The following is a 19,595-nucleotide window of genomic DNA, read 5'->3' on the forward strand; positions in this document are numbered from 1 at the left end:
GGTCGGGCCGCCCGGTCGGGAAGAAGGCGAAGGGGGCTGGGGTGCCTCAGGCATCGGTCAGGGCGTCCGGGGCGGCCCGGCCGTCGAGCACGGCGTCGAGCAGCGCCGCGCGGGCGCGGGCGTCGAACGCGGGCTCCGGCGCACGGGGCGGGGCGGACGTCGCGTCGCTCCCGGGGACCCAGTGGCGGTCACGGGCGAACGGGTACGAGGGCAGCCGCACGACGCTGCGGGCACCGGCCGGGTGCAGCACCCGCCAGTCGACGACCGCGCCGCCGCACCACAGGGCGGCCACTGTGTCGAGTCGTCCCCGGCGCAGCGCGTCGGTGACCTCCGGTGACTGCTGTGGCTCCCGCCGCACCCCGCCGCGGGAGCGGCCGACGCCGCCGGTGTGCAGGCCGGACGGTGCGTCGCCGGCGAGGAACCGGTCCAGGGCGGGCAGTACCTCGTCGAGGCTGTCGGCGACGAAGCCCAGACGCCGTTCCATCGCCTCCCGGCCGACTTGGAGGGTGTAGGCCAGGTCCGCCACGTCGGGTGCGTGTCCCGTCTCGTGCGCCTGTGCCAGGAAGGCGCGCAGCCGCCGGGCCGTGGCACGCAGCCGGTCGTCGTCGCGGGCGGAGAGGACGATCACCTGAGGCTCCCTCGTACGCGTCGCCACGGCGGCGGGCGCGGGCGGTGCCTCCAGGAGGACGTGGGCGTTGGCGCCGCCGAAGCCGAAGCTGCTCACCCCGGCGCGCAGTGGCCACGCCCGGCCGGTGCCGTCGAGGTGCGGCGCCCAGGGACGCAGTTCGCGGACCACCTCGAACCCTCCGTCGCCGAGCGGCAGTTGGGGGTTGAGCCGATCGCAGTGCAGGGTCGGCGGCAGCTCCCCGTGGCGCATGGCCAGCAGCACCTTCAGCACACCGGCGATACCGGCGGCCGACTCCGCGTGGCCGATGTTCGTCTTCACCGAGCCGAGCGCCACCGGCCGGACCGGCTCGGCGGGGCGGCCGCGGGCGACGCGCAACGCGCGGTAGGCGCGGTCGAGGGCGTTGACCTCGACGGGATCGCCCAGCGCGGTACCCGTGCCGTGCGCCTCGACATAGCCGATGCTGTCGGGGTCGATGCCGCGCATGGCTTCCTCGATCAGGGCCGCCTGCGCCCTGCCGTTGGGGGCGGTCAGGGAGCCGGCGCGCCCTCCGTGGTTCTCGGCACTGCCGCGTACGACGCCCCAGATGGCGTCGCCGTCCCGCCGCGCCCGGGCGAGCGGCTTGAGCAGCAGTGCGGCGACGCCCTCGGCACGGACGTAGCCGTCCGCGTCGGCGGAGAAGGTCTTGCAGCGGCCGTCGGGGCTGAGCATCCCGGACATCTGCGCGGCGGCGAAGGTGTCGACGCTGAGCAGCAGGTTGACTCCGCCGGCGATGGCCATGGAGCAGCGCCCGGAGCGAATGCTCTCCACGGCCCGGTGGAGCGCGACGAGCGAGCTGGAGCAGGCCGTGTCGATCGGTTCGCTCGGCCCGTGCACGTCCAGCAGGAACGAGATCCGGTTGGCGAGCATCGAGTGCGCGTTCCCGGTGGCCGTGTAACCGTCGGGGGCCACACCGCTGGCGTTGAGCAGATGGTGGTAGTCGCTGCCGGAGACACCGAAGTAGACGCCGGTGTCCGCGGGCAGCCGGGCCGGGGCGTAGCCGCCGTTCTCCAGCGCCGCCCACACCGTCTCCAGCGCCAGGCGGTGCTGGGGGTCCATCAGCTCGGCCTCCAGCGGCGACACGCTGAAGAAGTCGGCGTCGAAGCGATCCACGCCGTCGATGCAGCCGGCGAACTTCGGGAAGTCCGCCTTGTCCACCGTGGCGGCGTAGCGGTCGTCGAACCGGTCGCCGGGATAGTCCCCGACCAGGTCCTCACCCGCGCGCAGCCGTGCCCAGAACGCGTCGAGGTCGTCGGCGCCGGGGAACCGCCCCGCCGCGCCCACGATCGCCACGGCGTCGTCGTCCGGCGCGGGCGCGGCTTCGGCCCCGGGCACCGGTTCGGTGGGCCGGACCGGTTCGGGCAGGACCGCGGCGGAGACCGTCGGCCGCAGAGCGGCGGGTTCGGTCGGCTCGGGCGGCTGCGGGACGGCGGGTCCCGTCGCCGGTGCCGGTGCCGGTGCCGTGAGTGTCGCCGTGGACGCGGCCGAGGCCGTGAGTTCGGCGCCGTACCGGTCGAGCAGGTGCTCGGCGAGGCTGCGGATGTCGGGGCACTCGAAGAAGAGCGCGGGGGCCAGGTCCACGCCGAGGGCGCCGTTGAGGTCGGCGGCCAGCTTGGCCAGCGCGATGGACTCGAAGCCGTACGCGTGGAAGTGCGTGTCGTCGTCGATCTCCGCCACGTCGAACTTGAGCAGGTCGGCGACCGTCTCGCGCAGGACCCTCCGCAGCCCCTCGGCCGGGTCCTGGACCGTGACGGCGACCGCCGAAGGGGGCCGGGCCTCGTCCCCGGGGGCCGGCCTCAACGGCCCGCCGGTGGCCTCGGCCGCCGGGCCGGGCAGGGCCGCGCGCACCGGAAGGGCCTCGCCGCGAAGGGACGACGGCAGCGGGTCGACCGTGCACTCCGCGTCCTCGATCCGGCCGAGCACGTGGCCGGCCCTGTCGAGGAAGGTCGCGTGGAAGACGGTGCCGGAGACCCGGGACAGCAGGATCGCGTGGGTGCGTGCGAAGTCCGTGCCGTGCAGGGAACCGGCTCGCGCCAGGGTGGGGTCCGGGCGGTCCAGCGCGTACTGGAAGCCCTGGAGGAGACCGGCGAGCACCCAGGCGGGCAGGTGGACGCGCTGCTTGTGCGGGTCCTGGCACAGGGCGGGCTCGGCCACCCGTACCAGCAGCCGGTGTTCGTCGAGCCGGGTGACGCCCTCGACGCTGCGGGCGTACGGCCGGGCGTCGACGCCCGAGGCGGCGAGGCGGCGGTAGAAGCCGTCGTGGTCCAGTTCGACGTCCGGCATCGGCAGCCGTGGCACCGACGCGCCGGGGTCCTCCTCGGCCGGGCCGACGGGCAGCACCTCGGCGCTGAACCGGAGCGTGCCCTCGTCGACGTGCCACAGCTCGACGCGGTGCGTCCCGGTACCGGACGTGGACGCCCCGAGCCGCCACTCGAGGGTTTCCGGGGCCTCCGAGGGCGAGGGCAGCTCCGCCCACCGCGCGTCCCGCAACCGCAGCGGCCCGGTGAGCCCGGCGAGGCCCGCGAAGGCCAGTGCCCCGTCCAGCAGGGCGACGGTGGCGTAGCGACGCTTGCGGCCGACGGTCCAGACGTAGTCGAGGAGGTCGTCACCGCGCAGCCGAAGCGTGTAGCGCACCCCGTTCAGGTCCGACCGGTTGACCCCGACCCAGGGGTGTGCCCGCCGGGTGAAGGCGAGCGGGCTCAGCACGCTCGGCGCGTCGTCGTACTCGGGGTACCAGCACCGCACCCTGTCGAAGGGGTAACCGGGCAGTGACAGCTTGGCGGGGCGGCTTTCCACCGGCCACAGCCGGTCCCAGTCGAGGCCCGCGCCAAAGGTCCAGTACCGGGCCAGGGCGGCCTGATCGCGGTCGTCCAGGGCCTGCCGGACGGCCTCGGGGTCCACGGAGCCCCGCTGCCTCAGCGTGCTCACGGTGAAGTACGTGTCCGCGGGCACCTCGGGGGTCTTCGCCTCCCAGTCCACCTCCAGCAGTCCGGCCAGGCGGCGCCGGGCGTCGGCGAGGCTGTCCGCGACGAACGCGAGCCGGCACGGCAGTTCGTTCTTGCCGGTCTGGAGCGTGTACGCGAACGCGTCCAGTCCCACGGCGGTGTCCCGCACGTACGCGTGCATGGAGCCCAGGACCCCGCGCAGGGCCCGCGGGCTCGTGGCGGAGAACACCAGGAGCTGCGGTCGGCCGCCGTGGGGTGCCGTGCCGGCCCGCCCGCCGGGCTCCCCGTGCGCCTCGTACTCCTCGACGACGATGTGCACGTTGACGCCGCCGGCGCCGATGGACGTGACGCCCGCGCGGCGCGGGATCTGCGTCCCGTGGATCACGGGACGCCGCCACTCCTCGCGGTGGCGTTGCACCACGAACGGCGTCCTGTCGAAGTCGATCGCGGGACTGAGCGTCTCCGAGTGCAGCGACGGGACCAGGGTCCGGTGCTTGAGCTGGAGCAGCACCTTGGTCAGGCCGGCGATGCCGGAGCCGGAGAGCAGGTGGGCGATGTTGGACTTGACCGAGCCGATCGCGCAGAACCCCAGGTCCTCGGTGTCGCGGCCGAAGGCGAGGCTCGCGCCCTTGATCTCGATCGGGTCGCCGAGGGAGGTCGCCGAGCCGTGGCCCTCCAGATAGCTGATCGTCCGCGCGTCGACGGCCGCGTCGTCGAGCGCCTTCTCGATGGCGCGCGCCTGCTGCCGCGGGCTCGGCACCGTGAAACCGTTGCGCACGCCCGCGTTCGTCATGCCGCTGCCCTTGATGACGCCGTAGACATGGTCGCCGTCGGCGACGGCCTCGGCCAGCGGCTTCAGTACCAGGACGCCGACACCCTCGCCGAGGATGGTGCCGTCGGCGCCGAGGCCGTAACTGCGCACCACGTCGGCGGACTTGGTGGTGAAGTGCGCCTGCGATGTGGCGATCAGGTCGAAGGGGTGCAGCATCAGGTTGATGCCGCCGACGACGGCCACCCGGCATTCGCCGCCGCGCAGCATGCGCACCGCCTGGTGCACGCACGTCGAGGACGAGGCGCACATGGTGTCGAGGAACATCGACGGGCCGGTGAACCCGTAGAAGTACGACAGCATGTTGGCCATCACGCCGATCTCGCTGCCGCTGGTGGCGGTGCCGCGCGTCAGCATGTTCTGGAAGCCGTAGAGCGAGTAGCTGTTGTTCATCGAGCCGACGAGCACACTGACGTCGCCGTCGTAGCGGCGGCGCAGGGTCTCACGCGAGTAGCCCGCGTCCTCCAGCGCCGTCACGCCCGCCTGCAGGAACAGCCGGACCTCCGGGGCCAGCAGTTCGGCGTCCCGCTGGGAGATGTTGAAGTAGCGCGGATCGAACGCGTCCACGTCCCGGAGGAACGTGCCGGTTCGGACCACGGTCTTGCCCAGGACGTCCCGCTCGTCGAGGTAGATGTCGCTGTGCCGCCACCGCGACTCCGGGACCGGTTCGAAGCTGTGCCGGCCCTCGCTGAGCAGCTGCCAGAACTCCTCCAGCGTGTCGGCGCCCGGGTAGCGCCCCGCCATGCCGATCACCGCGATGTCGTGCCGGTCCTCGTGGTCGGCCGGCCGCGCGTGGACGGACGCGGCAGAGACGGGGACGGAGACGGGGACGGTGGCCTGCGGCGCCGGTGCGGCTGCGGCCCGTGCCGGGGCGTCCGCCGGGGCAACGTCCGCCGGGGGCCGTTCCTCGGCGGTCCTCGCGGCCCTGGTCTCCTGCGCCGCTTCTGCCGGGGGCCGCGGGGCGAAGAGTTCGAGCAGCCGGTCGCGGTGCTCGGTGACGAAGTAGCCCGCCACGCCGCGCAGGTCCACGTGCTCGAAGAAGAGCGTCTTGGGCAGCGAGCCGAAGGTGTCCTCCAGCTTGCTGGTCAGCTCGACGATGGTGATCGAGTCGATGCCGTACGTCTCCAGCTGCTCGTCCACCAGGATGTGCTCCGTCTCCTGCCGGGTCACCTCCGCGAAGAGCTGCCGCAGGAGGTCCTGCGTCCGGGCGGTGAGTTCGCTCTCGTCGAGCGCGGCAGGCGCGCCCGACGGGGCTGCTGTCGGGTTCGTGGCGGGAGCCGGCTCGATGCGGTCCAGGCCCGCGTACGCTCGCAGTCCGGCGCGCTCCCCGTAGAGGACCACCCGGCGGACGGGCGCGTCGGCGCGCAGGGCGTCCTCCAGCGCGTCCAGGCCGATCCCGGTCGGCAGCGGCACGGTGCCGGTGCGCTTGCGCAGATAGGTCAGGCTGGCGTCGTCGACGCGCATACCTCCCTCGGCCCAGAGCTGCCAGTCGATCACACGAGTGACGCGCCCCGTGGCCTGCCGTCGCGCCGCGAAGGCGTCGAGGAAGGCGTTGGCCGCGGCGTAGTCGGCCTGCGCGGCGTTGCCGAACGCGCCCGCGACGGACCCGAACAGGAGAAGGAAGTCGAGGCCGTGCTCGCGGGTCGCGTCGTCGATGTGGGTGGTGCCGTCCACCTTCGGGGCGAGGACGGCCACGGTGCGCTCCAGCGGCTTGTTCACCAGGTAGCCGTCGTCGATGACGCCCGCCGCGTGGAACACGCCGTCGAGACGCCCGTGCCGCGCGCGGACGTCCGCCACCGTGTCCCGTACGCTCCGCGCGTCCGTCACGTCCGTGGGCCGGTACTCCACCGTGCCCCGGTCCAGTCCGGTCCGCAGCGCGTCGACCGCCGGGCTCCCGGCGGATCGTCCGCTGACGACCACCGTCGCGCCGTACCGGCGGCACAGTCGCTCGGCCAGCAGCAGGCCGATACCGCCGGCACCGCCGGTGATCCAGTACACACCGCCCTCGCGCAGCAGGCTCCCGCCGTCGCCCTGCGCTCCGGTGTCGTCGGCCCGGCGCAGTTCGACGGTCTCGTGGCGCAGACGGCGTCCGTCGGCCGTGTAGCAGACCTCGGTGTCCTCCCGTGCCCCGGCCTCGGCCCGTACGACGGCCTCGAAGAGATCGGCGTCGCGCGCGTCGTACCCGTCGAGGAGCACGAGCGTGCCCGAGAACGCGGGGTTCTCCTGGTGCGCCGTCTTCAGCAGCGCCGCCAGGGGGGCGTGCACCGGGGAGTCGGGCGCGCCGGGCGCGACGACGAGGACCCGGCGCCCTTCGCCCACCCATCGCCGGACATGCGTGTAGCAGGCCGCGAAGGCCGCCTTCATCGCCGCGGCGTCGGTGGCATCGCCCGGCACCTCCAGTGGGAGGACGTCGGCGCCGAGGCGTGCGGCGCTCGCCGCGGCGAGGCCCGCGTCGAGCGCGGCGTTCAGCACCGTCACGGAAGCGGCCGGGCCGTGGGCCGGGACCTCGGTCTCGGCCCAGACACCGGTGACCTCCAGGAGTCCCTCGTGCGGGAGTGCCGTGCTCGGGGCGGTGGCGGCGGACAGCTCGCGGCTGGTGAAGTCCGCGAACCGTACGCGCAGTCGACCACTGTCGTCGAACAGGTCGATGTCCACGGAGGTGCCGCCCGGCCGTCCGCCGCGGGCGGGCCGCAGCCAGGCCCACATCCGCGCTGTCGTGGGCCCGTGCACGGCGAGGCGGCCCAGCGCGAACGGCACCGCGGGCATGGCCGGCGCACGCCAGCCTCCGCCGGCCGGGCCGACGGCCAGGGCGGCGAGTACGGCGCTGTCCAGAACGGCGGGCTGCAGCGCGGGGCCGTGGTCCGCCCCGGCGGGCAGCCGCAGTTCGGCCAGGACGCCGTCGGGCCCGCGGCGCACCGTGTGCAGCGCGCGCAGAGCGGGGCCGTGCTCGATGCCGCTCGCCCGCAGGGCGGCGTATCCCTGGGCCACGTCGAGGACTTCGGGGCAGCGTCCGCGCAGCGTGTCAAGGTCCGTGGTCTCCTCGGTGGCCTCGGCGTACTCGACGCGGCCGCTGGTGTACGACGTGCCCTGCTCGTCGGTGATCGCGTAGTCGAAGCCCTCGCCCGCGCCGGTGAGCCGGAGCCGTGCGGACAGTCCGTCCTCGCCGACGAGCAGCGGCCGGATCCACACCGCGTTGCGGATCTGCGGCACGCGTCCGGCGAGGCCGTCCCCGGCGGCCACCCGTGCGGCCGCCGTGGCGAGTTCGAGCGCCACGACGCCGGGAACGATCCGGTCTCCGCCCACGAGGTGGTCGCGGACGTAGTCCTGGGTGGTGTCGAAGCGCAGCGGGAACGACCAGCCTGCGCCGTCCGGTCGCCCCTCACCGAGCGCCGGGGTCTGCTTCGGCCCGGGCGGCACCGCCGCCACACCGCGGGGGGACGGCGCGGTGGGCGTGAACCAGTGGCGGGTGCGGGCGAACGCGTACCCCGGCAGATGAACGCGCCGGCCGTTCTCGGGCCACCGCGCCCAGTCGAGCTGCAGGCCCTGGGCCCAGGCCGTCGCGAACTTCTCCGCACGGCCCTGCTCCAGCCAGCGGGCGGCCAGGGCCGCAAGGTCGTCGTCGTCCAGTCCTTCGGGAGTGTTCACGCCGGCGCGGCCGCGTACGCAGCCCGGGGGCGGCTCCTCCCCCGCGGCCACGGCCTCCAGCTGGGCCGCCCACCGCTGCGGGCCGTCCGCCCGGAACACCACGCGCTCGCGCATCGGCACACGGCCCTCGCGCAGGGTGCGCGCCACGTCCGTCAGGGACACCGGCTCGTTCTGCGCGAGGCGGGTCCGCACCCAGCGCGCGAGCCGGCCGCACACCTCCCGCAGCCGGTCCTCGTCCTTCGCCGACACCGGCAGCCACTGCTCACCGGTGTCCTCGGTGGCGGGGACCGCCTCGGCGGCCTCCAGGACGGCGTGGGCGTTGGTCCCGCCGAACCCGAACGAGCTGACGCCCGCGCGCAGCGGCGCGGTGCCCTCAGGGTTCCAGTCGGTGAGGCGGTCCACGACGTACAGCGGGCTGTCGTCCAGCTTGATCAGCGGGTTGAGCCTGCGGAATCCGACCGTGGCGGGGAGCTTGCGGTGGCGCATCGCGAGGATCACCTTGAGCAGACCGGCCACGCCTGCGGCCCCCTCCAGATGACCGATGTTCGTCTTCACCGACCCGATGCCGCAGCGGTGGGCGGGGACGTCCCGTGCCGGGTCCGCGTCGGCCTCGTCCGCCGCGTCGGCCTCGTCCGCCCGGTCCGCGCCCAGCTCCGCGAAGGCGTGCTGGAGCCCGCGGATCTCGATCGGGTCGCCGACCGGGGTGCCGGTGCCGTGCGTCTCGACGTAGGTGACGGTCTCGGGCGCGACGCCCGCGCGGCGCAGGACGTCGGTGATCAGCTCGGCCTGGGCGGCCGGGTTGGTGACCGTCAGGGAGCTGGTGCGGCCTCCGTGGTTGCTGCCCACGCCCTTGATCAGCGCGTGGATCGCGTCGCCGTCGCGCCGCGCGTCCGCGGCCCGCTTGAGCAGCACCACGCCGCCGCCCTCGCCGCGCACGTATCCGTTGGCGGCGGCGTCGAACGTCTGGGAGCGGCCGTCCGGTGAGAGCATGCCCGCCTTGGCGAAGGCGATGAAGTGGCGGGGCGACCAGATCAGGTTGACGCCGCCGGCGAGCGCGTGGTCGCAGTCGCCGGACCGCAGTGCCTGCACCGCCTGCTGCACGGACACGAGCGAACTGGCGCACGCCGTGTCGTTAACGACGCTGGGGCCGCGGAAGTCGAAGTGGTGCGACACCCGGTTCGCGATGATCGCGTAGGCCGCCCCGGTCGGGTAGTAGGCGTCGATCTCCTCGACCTGCTGCTCCATCAGCTCGGCGTAGTCCCAGTGGCAGACGCCCATGAAGACCCCGGTACGGGAACCGGCGAGCCGGTCGGCCCGGTACCCCGCGTCCTCCAGCGCGTGCCAGCTCAGTTCCAGCGCCAGCCGCTGCTGCGGGTCCATGGCCTGCGCCTCGCGCGGCGAGATCTGGAAGAAGTCCGCGTCGAAGCAGTCGATGTCGTCGACGAAACCGCCCCACGCGCTGTTGGTCTTGTTGAACTCCCGGCGCGGATGGCCGAGGTGGTCCTCCTTGCGCCAGCGCCGTTCGGGCACCTCGGTGATCAGTGAGCGGCCGGCGGCCAGATGGTCCCAGAACTCGTCCGCGTCGCGGGAGCCGGGCAGCCGCAGAGAGATGCCGACGACGGCGATGTCGTGATCCTCGCCGGGAAGGCCCGGCCGGTCGCCGTGCGGGCCCGGCTCGCGGTCGGGAAGGCCGGACTCGTTCCTCATGACGCGTTCTCCGTTCCGGCCGGCCGGGCACCGCCGCGCCGGTCGACGACATGCAGGGGGACACCGAGCGGGGCCTCGCGACGGGCGCGCCCGCGTACGTACCAGTGGTGCAGCCAGACCGTGGAGGCCAGGAAGACGAACGCCTGGTTCTCCTTGGTGCCGATCCGCTCGGGAGGACTGTCGAAGACGCGGTCGACGAGCCGGCGCGCGAAGAGCGGGTCCAGCACACCGATCTCGTCGAGCGTGCGGTGGTCGCCCAGCAGGTCGCGGTGGTCGGTTCCCGACCGGACGAACGCGGCGCTGTCCGGGGCGCGGTAGGGGAACTTCCCCTTCTTGACGATGCGTTCCGGCAGTACGTCCGCGTAGGCGCGCTTGAGCAGGTACTTCTCGTCGTAGGGGTCGCCGAACCGCCAGTTGAGCGAGGCGGCCAGGCGCACCACGGCCGGGTCGAGGAAGGGGCAGCGGTTCTCCACGCCGTGCGCGAGCGTCATCCGGTCGCCCTGGCTGGAGAGGAGGTAGCCGCTGAGCAGTGTCCTGAACTCCAGCCACTGCGCCTTGCCCACCGGCGGCAGCTCCGCGTATCCGGGCTCCTGTGCGACCAGGTGTCCGATGGCGGCGAAGGGGTCGCTGCCGTCGCGGAGCAGACGGGCGGCGAACCGGCCGTTCTGGAAGCGCATCTGGTGCGAGAACAGCCCGGGCAGGCGCTCCTCGGCGAACTGCCGGTAGAGCCCCAGCATGCGGCGGTGGCCGTCCTCACCGCTCAGGTGACGCAGATACGGGTAGAGCCGGCCGATCCGGTTCAGCCGGGTGTCGTCGTCCAGCTCATGCCACGCGGACAGCAGGTGCGTGTCCTTGAAGATGCCGTATCCGAGGAACGCCTCATCGGCTCCCTCGCCGCTGAGCACGACCTTCACGCCCTCCTCGCGCACATGGCGGGCCAGGAGGTACATCGGTACGAAGGCGGTGCGGAAGACGGGTACCTCGGCGTGCCGTACGGCGTCGGGGAACGCCTCGACCAGGCCGGCGTCCGTGACCCGTACGGTGGAGTGACGTGTGCCCAGGTGAGCCGCCAGTGCGGCTTGTTCGGCCGACTCGTCGAACTCGTCGTCCTCGAACTCGACGGAGAAGGTGCGCAGCGGCCGGTCCGTCCGGCGTGCGGCGAGGTGGGCGATGACCGAGGAGTCCAGCCCGCCGGACGCGTACACGCCGACCTCGACATCGCTGCGGAGCCGCACGTCGACGGCTGCCTGCAACTCGGCGCGGACCAGTTCGACGGCCTCCCGCTCGGTGGCCGGCGCCGGGCCCGCCGTCAGGTCGAGGGTGGTCCAGCGGCCGCGTTCGGCCCGGTCCCCTCGCACGGTCAGGTACTCGCCCATGGGGATCTGTTCGATGCCCCGGTACGTGCTCTGCGCGGGCAGCGGGGTCCAGGTGGCGAAGACGGACGCCAGCTGCTCCGGGTCGAACTCGAAGCGGAAGCCGGGGTAGGCGAGGAACGCCTTCATCTCGGAGGCGAACAGCCACGCGCCGTGGTGCCGGGCCACGAAGAGGGGCCGCTTGCCGAACCGGTCGCGGACCAGATGCAGTTCACCGGTGACGCTGTCGTGGAGGGCGAACGCGAAGGCGCCGTTGAACCGGGGCAGGCAGTCGCGGCCCCAGGCCGCCCACGCCTGGAGGACGACCTCGGTGTCGGACTCCGTGCGGAAGGCGAAGCCCTTGGCGGCCAGTTCCTCGCGGAGTTCCCGGTAGTTGTACAGCTCGCCGTTGTAGCAGAGCCAGTAGCGGCCGTCTGCGCTGCCGATCGGCTGGGAGCCGGCGGACACGTCGATGATGCTGAGCCGTACGGTGCCCATGGCCAGCGTGTCGTCGACGAGGCAGCCCGCCTCGTCGGGACCGCGGTGCTCGATCTGCGCCAGCATGCCGTGGATCAGCTCGGGGTACTCCGACGGGGGAAGGGGACTTCGGTAGAAGCCTGCGATGCCGCACATGCCGTCACCGGCCTTCCGCGGCCTGGACGCGGGCCTCTTCGACGAGCCCGGCGATGCCGGAGAACGACACCGCGACGTTGTCGAGGAAGCCGCCCTCGCCGATCCGCACGCCGTACTCCTGCTCCAGGTGCGCCATCAGCGACACATAGCCGAAGGAGTCGAGGATGCCTGCCTTGAACAGGTCGGTGTCCTCGGTGATCTCCTCTCCGAACTCGAACATGAACTGCTCTTCCAGGTACGTCTTGAGTCGCTGCCTCATGGCTGACCGCCCCTTGCCGTGAAATCGTCGATCGAGGGCACGCCGACACCCGGCGTGCGTGAACCGGTGTGAACCGGGCGGCCTAGCGAGCCGCGAGCCGGGAGGTGACGATGCGGCCCAGCGCGGGCCACTGCTCCCGGATGAAGAAGTGGTCCCCGGGGAACCGGTGCACGGTCAGGGGCCGGGTGGTCTCCCGTTGCCAGGCGTCGATGTCGGCCCGGGTGAACCACTCGTCCTCGCCGTACATCGCGGTGACGGGGAGGTCCAGCGGTGGCTGGTCGGTGTGTTCGTAGGCGCCCAGAGCGGCGAAGTCAGCCCGCAGGACCCGCTCGTAGAACACCATCAGGTCCGCGTAGTCCCACAGCTCCGAGGGGATGCCGCCCAACTGCTTGAGGCGCTGCCAGAAGTCCTCGGTCGGCAGCCGCCAGGTGTCGCGCTCCCGGCTCGGGATCGCGGGGCCGCTCTCCCCGGAGACGAACAGGTGGGCCGGCTCGGGCAGGCCCTCGGCGCGCAGCCGGTGGCAGAGCAGGAACGCCAGCCGGGCGCCGAGGCTGTGCCCGTACAGCGCGTACGGGCCGTCGAGCCGGTCCCTCAGCTGCGCGAGCAGGTCGTCGACGATGGCGGCGGGCTCCCGCAGCAGGGGTTCGGAGGTCCGGCGGCCGCGGCCGGGCCGCTCCAGGGCCACGACGTCGATCCCCGGGCAGTGCTCCGCCAGCCCGGCGTAGGCCCGTTCGTCACCGCCGGCGTAGGCGACGCAGAACAGCCGTGGCTTCGTCGCGGCGGCCGGGCGCGGAGCGGACGTCGGCACGGCGGGCCGGGCCGCCGCGGGCTCCGGTGCTCCGGCGACGGCCCGTTCCCCGCCGTCGGGAGGGTTCGACGCGGCGATCTGCCGGACCATGCGGGTCAGGATCTGTCCGCCACCCACCTCGCGGCAGTCGTCGGCGGTGGCGCGCCGAAGCAGGTACTGGACGCTCTCCAGCCACCGCACGGACCCGGAGATCTGCCGGGCCAGGGTCTCGGCGATGTCGTGGTCGTCGTACGGCCGCGCCGTGAGATTGGCGATCACCGTCGCCCGCAGCGGGGAGAACCGGAATCCTCTGAGGAACGCGCGGAACTCGTCACGGGCGGACGCCATGAACCGTGAGTGGAAAGCGGCCGACACCTTCAGCCGGACCGCTCTGGTCCGCCGTTCGCCCAGCAGGCGCTCAGCACGTTCGATCTCGTCGCGGGCGCCCGAGAGCACGATCTGGGTGCCGGTATTGATGTTGGCGATGTCCAGCCCGGTCAGGTCCTCCTCGGCGAGGAAGTCGCGCAGTCCGCTCTCGTCAAGGCCCACGACGGCGAGCATGGCGCCGTCCGCGGCGCGGGCCATGAGCTCGCCGCGTTTGAGGACGAGCCGCAGGCCGGTCTCGAAGTCGAAGGCTCCCGCGGCGTGCAGGGCGTTGTACTCGCCGAGACTGTGCCCGAGCAGGTACACGGCCTCCGGTTCGCCCTGCTCCAGCGACTTCCGGTAGGACAACGCGTTGACCACATACAGTGCGGGCTGGGTGTGGGAGGTCTCGTCGAGCTTCCCGTCCGGGTCCTCGAGGCAGAGCCTGGAGATGTCGTATCCAAGCACGTCATTGGCCATCGAGGTCATCTCGGGAAAGCAGTCGAAGACGCCTGCTCCCATCCCTTTCGACTGGGAGCCCTGTCCGGGGAAAAGCACACAGGGCGTTCCGGCGGAACTGGGCCTCACATCGGCCCCGCTTCGACTGTTTGCATTCTCATGGTCATCCCGTGAATTCGAGTTACGGCCAGCTCGGCGACATCGCTCTCGGCTCGTCGAGTGACGACGGAAATTCGAGGCGGCAGATTCGATCCGCGGTATCGACCCTAATTGTCGCCGCTGTTCACCAGCCACCCCTAGCCCACCCCACCCGTCCCCTGATCTGGGGTTCCTGGAGGAATAAGACCGGAGCGGCCCCGAAGGCGGTTGGAACGCAGAAACCGGGTGCCGCCCCCTGGGAGGGACGACACCCGGCAATGGACAGCCCTTACGAGAAGGCCGCGTCAAGGGACGGTGGACAGGCGGTGGCGAGTTCGTCGCGGTGTTTGACCTTGAGTTTGCGGTAGATACGGGTGAGGTGTTGCTCGATGGTGCTCACGGTGACGAAGAGTTTGGCGGCTATCTCACGGTTGCTGTATCCGACGGCGGCCAGCCAGGCGACGCGTTGTTCGGCCGGGCTGAGGGCGGTGAACAACTCGGTGCCGTCCGGTCCGGGGCCGGGTTCGGGGCCCGACGGGGCGGGCCGGTCGGGCGATGGGACCGGCTCCGGGGCGGCGGATCTGATGGCTGCCGTTTCCCCGAGCCTGCGTTTCAGCGCGTCCTCGAAGCCGGCGGTGCGGGCCGCGCGCACGGCCCGCTGGATGAGGGAACGGCCGGCCCGGGCGTTGCCGAGCGCGTGATGGGTGCGGCCCAGCTCCACCATGCACTCGACGAGTTCGACGCGCTCACCGGCTTCCTCCAGCAGGCTCATCGCCTCGCGCAGGTGAGTCCCGCGCCGCTCGACGGGTCCGGCCAGCGCGAGGACTCGCAGAGCGATGGCCTTGGCATGGACGAAGCCGGTACCCGATGCCTCCTCGGCCAGCCGCACCGCATCGTCCCGCTGTCCCAGCAGCAGATACGCCTCGGCGGCGTGAGCCTGCCAGGGGCAGGCCGGTACGGGAGGGAACCCGCCCTGCCGCTCGGCCTCCCCGCAGCCGAGGAAATCGCTGAGAGCGGCGCCGTGACTTCTCACGGAAAGGTAGTGCATCCCCCTGGCGTTCAGATACAGCCGGCCGAAATGTGAGGTGAACATCGCTGACGGGACAGGGATGTTGAGCAGTTCGGCCACCTCCTCGCTCTTGCCGCGCCGGGTCATGGCGACGATGAGGACGCTCAGCGGCAGACCGATGGCCACCCCCCAGGCACGCGGTCGGTCGAGCGCGGCCCGCGCCTTGCGCTCGGCGCGCGCCAGATCGCCCTGGGCGATGGCGCTGATGGCCTGCAGACAGTGCAGGAGAAGCTGGTGGAAGGGGCTCAGCCGCTCGACCGCGTCCACGGACACGGCGTCGATCTGCGGCAGAACCGCCCAGTCGCCGCTGACCTGGTGCAGCAGCCGGAAATAGCAGTGGACGATGTCCGTCACCCGGGCCTCGGCGTCACCGGCCGTGTAGAGCGCCTGCTGCATCAGGTCGACGAGGAAGAAGAAGGAGCCGTCCCCCCCGGTGCGGCCGAGGGCGGGCAGGGAGAGCAGCACCTCCCGCCACGGCGGGATGTCCAGGGGCAGGTCCGGCCCCGCGTCCTCGTCGAGCGGGCGGCGCCCCGCCGCGCTTTCGCGGTGCCCGGTGAAGACGAGGCTCAGCAGGGCGTCGACGAGGCGCAGTTCGACCGCCGCCCGCGCGTCCTTCTCGCCCCGGTCCCGCAGGAGCACCATCACCGCGTCGACGTCGTCCAGGCGTCCGTGCCAGGCCAGCATCTGTACGAGCAGGGTGAGTTCACGCGCCGACAGCCGGCCCTCCCGTCCCAGGTCCACGAGATCGGCGAGGTGACGCGAGGCCATGTAGGGGTCCAGTTGCCACTGTGCGAGCGCGGTCTGCACCAGCAGCCCGGAGGGGTCGTCCATGGCACCCCGGAAGCCCTGGGCCAGTTCCAGCAGGTCGACGGCCTCCTCCCAACGCCCCTCGGACTGCGCCTGCCGGGCGGCTTCGCGCAGTGCGGACACCTCCCAGTCCGCCACGACGCTGCCCGTGGCCGTGATGCACCGGGCGACCTCCAGCGGCGCCGCTCCGCCCCGGTACAGCAGTCGTGCCGCGCTCCGGCTCAGCTCGGTGCGGTCCGTGAAGCCGATGTCCTCCAGCACGGCTGTCCGCACCGCCGGATGCCGAAAGCGGCCGCCGGTCACCAGGCCGGTGGTCTCCAGCAGGTCCAGCGCGGTCGCCACCTGGACCGGCTCGACCCCGATCAGCCTGGCGATCAGGTCGGGTGACCGGGCGTCACCCAGAACCGCCAGGGCCCGGGCGACCTTCTCGACGCACTCACCGTGCTGTGCGGACACCATGAGGGAGACCGCCTCGCTGAAGGCGGCCCCGGTCACGGGGACCCACCGCGCGGAGGGAACGTCCGGATACGCGTGCAGGGTGTCGTGCGCGACCGCCCACAGCAGGCGGGGGTTGCCGGCGGTGACCTCCAGGACGTCCCGCACGTATCCGGGCGTGGGAGGGTGCCCCGTCACCTCGCGCAGCAGCCGTGCCGTGTCCTGCGGATCGAGGGCGGTGAGTTCCGCCACGAACAGCCGGGCGTTGCGCATCATCGCGGCCTGGAAGGTTCGGTACTCCTTGCGCGGATGCGTGCTGCCGGCCAGCACGATGAAGACCCGCAGGCGGACGAGGCGCTTGGCGAGGAACTGGAGGATCTGCATGGAGGCGTCGTCGGCGTGGTGCGCGTCGTCCACCACGGCCACCACGGGCCCCTGCCCGGCGAGGTCCCGCAGAGCGTTCTCGGCGAGCGCCTGCGCCTCCAGCATCAGCCGCTCCTCGTCGCGCACGTCGCCGCGCGAGGCGGCCTGCCGGTACGCGTGGGCGAGTGCGGCCAGCCGGGACGGGACGCCGAAGCCGCCGCGGTCGTCGTCGAACCACTGCTCGACGACTCCGAAGGGGACGTTCTGTTCGTTCGGGCAACCGGTCGCGTACAGGGTCACCATTCCGGCTGCGGAGGTCCGTTCGGCGAACCGATCGAGAAGCGCTGTCTTTCCAGCTCCTGGGAACCCCTTCAGGAGGGCTGTCCCACCGCCGTTCCGGCGTAGCTTCTGGATGTGCCCCCAGAGTCCCGACATTACCCTTTCGTGGCTGTCAAGCACTGTCCGACGCCTCTCTCGATCGTTTCACCGCACTTCGCCGATAAACGCGGAGCGCGACCCCCGATGAGTGCATTTAATTCACGGAACTCCTTTGCACGTGGCCCCGTCAACCGGCGTTCCATGCCGCGGAACGACATCACGGCATGTCAAAGCGCGGTTGTGGGGGGGGCGCCGCGGGCGGGGCCCCCCCCCCCCCCCCGCGCACAAAAACCCCCCCGGTGGGCCCCCCCCCCCCCCCCCCCCCCCCCCCCGCCCCCCCCCCGGGGCGGGGGGCGCCCCCCCCCCCCCCCCCCCCCCCAAACCCCCCCGCCTTTCCGTTCACTTACCCGCCAGGTTTCCTCCGCTCCCCTACCAGGCGACCGGAAGTTCCCGCAGCCCGAAGATCGCCACGTCGTTCTTCATCGGCAGGTCCTCGACGCTCCCGGCCAGCCGGAGACCTGGAACCCTGCGCAGCAGAGTGGAGTAGACGATCTCCAGCTCCATCCGCGCCAGGCTCTGTCCCAGACACTGGTGGGGGCCGTACCCGAAGGCCAGATGCTGACGGGCACCGCGCTCCACGTCGATCTCGTCGGGGTCCGCGAACGCCTCGGGGTCGTGGTTGGCCGCGCCGCCGAGCGCGAAGACGCCCTCGCCGGCCCTGATGGTCCGCCCGCCGATCGTGACGTCCTCCGTGGCAACGCGGGCGGTGATGATGTCCGTGATGGTGAAGTACCGCAGCAGTTCCTCCACCACCGCGGGCGTGCCGGCGGGATCGTCGACGACCCTCGCCCGCAGATCCGGTCGTTCCAGCAGCGCCAGGGTGCCCAGCGAGATCATGTTCCCGGTGGTGTCGTGCCCGGCCGTCAGGAGCAGGAAGGCGAGGTCGACCAGGGCGTGATGGTCGTACGTGCCCTTCTTGCGCGCCTTGACGATCTGACGGCCCAGCAGATCATCCCCGGGGTCCGCCTCCTTTCCGGTCACCAGCTCGTCCAGATAGGTCTGGATGTCGAAGAACGCCTTCTGCCGGGTCAGCGGAGGCAGCGTCATGCTGAGCATGGTCGACGTACGGTCCTCGAAGAACTCGTGATCGGCGTAGGGGACGCCCAGCAGCTCGGAGATGACCAGGGACGGCACCGGGAAGGACAGCGCCCTGACCAGGTCGGCCGGGTTGGGGCCGGCCAGCATCTCGTCGACGCACTGATCGACGATGGCCTGGACCCGTGGCCGCAGGGCCTCCATCCGCCGGAGCGTGAACTCCCCGACCACGGCGGCCCTCGCCCTGGTGTGCTCGGGCGCGTCCATCCCCGCAAGGGACAGCGTGGAGTCCCGGTCGCTCTTGGCGATTTCGGCCAGCATCGGGTAGTCCGGGTTGCCGCGGTCGGAACTCAGCCGGCGGTCGTTCAGCGCCGCGCGTACGTCCTCGTACCGGGTCAGGATCCACGCTTGCCTTCCGGTGGGAAGGGTCACCTTCGACACGGGCGCGTGCGTACGGAGTTCGGCGTACTCGGCGGGCAGCCGGTAGGGGCATTTGCGGGGCAGGGGAAAGGCGGGGGCGGGTTCGCCCTCGTTCGTCTCGGACATGGTGTGCTGCTCCTGATCCTGGTGCGAGGCCGCTCAGGCGGGCTTCCGCGCGACCAGCAGGAGCGAACCGAACTCGTCGACGTCGATCATGTCGGCGGGGCTGAACTTGCTGTCCGTCTCCTCCTCGAAGATGGGGTCCAGGTCGCGTTCGCCGTCCCTGGCCATCTGGGAGAAGGTCTGGCGCACGCTCTGCTCGGTGATGTCGAGCAGTTCGACAAAGCGGAGTCCGGCGCGGGCGAGCATGGACACGTAGTCGCCGGGGTCGGCGAGCGTCATGATGAAGTCGCGGAGCAGCCGGTTCACGGCGGTCTGCTTGTCGGCCGGGATCGGCCCCCGCTCGAAGAAGTCGGTCAGCACCAGACGGCCGCCGGGGCGCAGAACCCGGTGGATCTCGCGGAAGACCTGCTCGCGGTCGGGCATGTGGAAGACCGACTCGATGGCGATGGCCGCGTCGAACGACTCGTCGTCGAAGGGCAGCCGCATGGCGTCCGCGTGGTGGAACTCCACCATGTCGCTGAGCCCCTGCGCGGCGGCGAGCTTGCTGGCACGGGCGATCTGCCCCTCGCTGATCGACACCCCGCTGACATGGGCGCCGACACGCTGCGCGATCCGCATGGCGGGCTGCCCGAGTCCACAGCCGACGTCGAGCAGCCGCTGACCGCCGGTGATCCGCAGCCGGTCGGTCATCATGTCGGTGAGCCGGTCGGCCGCCTCCACGAGCGGCGTGGTGTCGTCGTCCAGATCCCAGTAGCCGAGGTGGAGGCTTCCCCCGGCCTCCTCGGTGTCCAACTGGGTGAGACGGTCGTAGAGCTGCCCGACCTCTTCGGCGACGATCGGCTGTGTGGAATCGATGCTGGACATGTGCAGGCCCATGCCTTTCTTCGGTCTACGTGAATTGCACGCGTTTATCGCGGCGGCACCCGGAAAGGCGGCAGGTGGTATCCATCGGGGCCGGTGTCCGTCGGGCGTGGTGCCCACCGGGGCCTCCCGCCCTGCCGCACTCGGACCGTATTCGTCGGCGCGATTCATCGACCACCCCTACCGGACCCCGACTCGCCCCTCTTTCCGGGGTGTTGGCCGTGTCCATGGGAGAGGTCCGCGCCGTCGGCCACCGCGGGCCT

At 72.1% G+C, this 19,595-nt stretch carries 7 protein-coding genes; all 7 read right to left on the reverse strand.

All coding sequences use genetic code 11. The annotated features are described in order from the left end of the window. Window positions 1-46: 46 nt before the first annotated feature. Window positions 47-9,790 carry an SDR family NAD(P)-dependent oxidoreductase gene (locus tag AC067N_RS16440; protein ID WP_478679567.1) on the reverse strand — a complete coding sequence of 3,248 codons (9,744 nt, stop codon included), beginning with the start codon at window positions 9,788-9,790 and terminating at the stop codon, window positions 47-49. Beyond that, window positions 9,787-11,775, reverse strand: a complete 1,989-nt coding sequence (asnB, locus tag AC067N_RS16445) for an asparagine synthase (glutamine-hydrolyzing) (RefSeq protein ID WP_478679568.1) — start codon at window positions 11,773-11,775, stop codon at window positions 9,787-9,789. The genes AC067N_RS16440 and asnB overlap by 4 nt, the downstream gene beginning before the upstream one ends. Before the next feature lie 4 nt (window positions 11,776-11,779). Beyond that, window positions 11,780-12,034, reverse strand: a complete 255-nt coding sequence (locus AC067N_RS16450) for an acyl carrier protein (protein ID WP_478679569.1) — start codon at window positions 12,032-12,034, stop codon at window positions 11,780-11,782. A gap of 82 nt (window positions 12,035-12,116) precedes the next feature. Beyond that, window positions 12,117-13,937, reverse strand: a complete 1,821-nt coding sequence (fabD, locus tag AC067N_RS16455) for an ACP S-malonyltransferase (protein ID WP_478679570.1) — start codon at window positions 13,935-13,937, stop codon at window positions 12,117-12,119. Window positions 13,938-14,070: 133 nt separating this feature from the next. After that, window positions 14,071-16,890: a helix-turn-helix transcriptional regulator gene (locus AC067N_RS16460; protein WP_478679571.1), complete on the reverse strand. Its 2,820-nt coding sequence runs from the start codon at window positions 16,888-16,890 to the stop codon at window positions 14,071-14,073. 372 nt (window positions 16,891-17,262) lie between these two features. Further along, entirely contained in the window at window positions 17,263-18,474 is a 1,212-nt protein-coding gene (locus AC067N_RS16465; protein WP_478679572.1) for a cytochrome P450, read from the reverse strand. 33 nt (window positions 18,475-18,507) lie between these two features. Then, on the reverse strand, window positions 18,508-19,335 hold the full coding sequence (locus tag AC067N_RS16470) for an SAM-dependent methyltransferase (protein ID WP_478679573.1): 828 nt from the start codon (window positions 19,333-19,335) through the stop codon (window positions 18,508-18,510). Window positions 19,336-19,595: the final 260 nt, after the last annotated feature.

It is taken from the genome of Streptomyces sp. NPDC042364 (assembly GCF_056437585.1).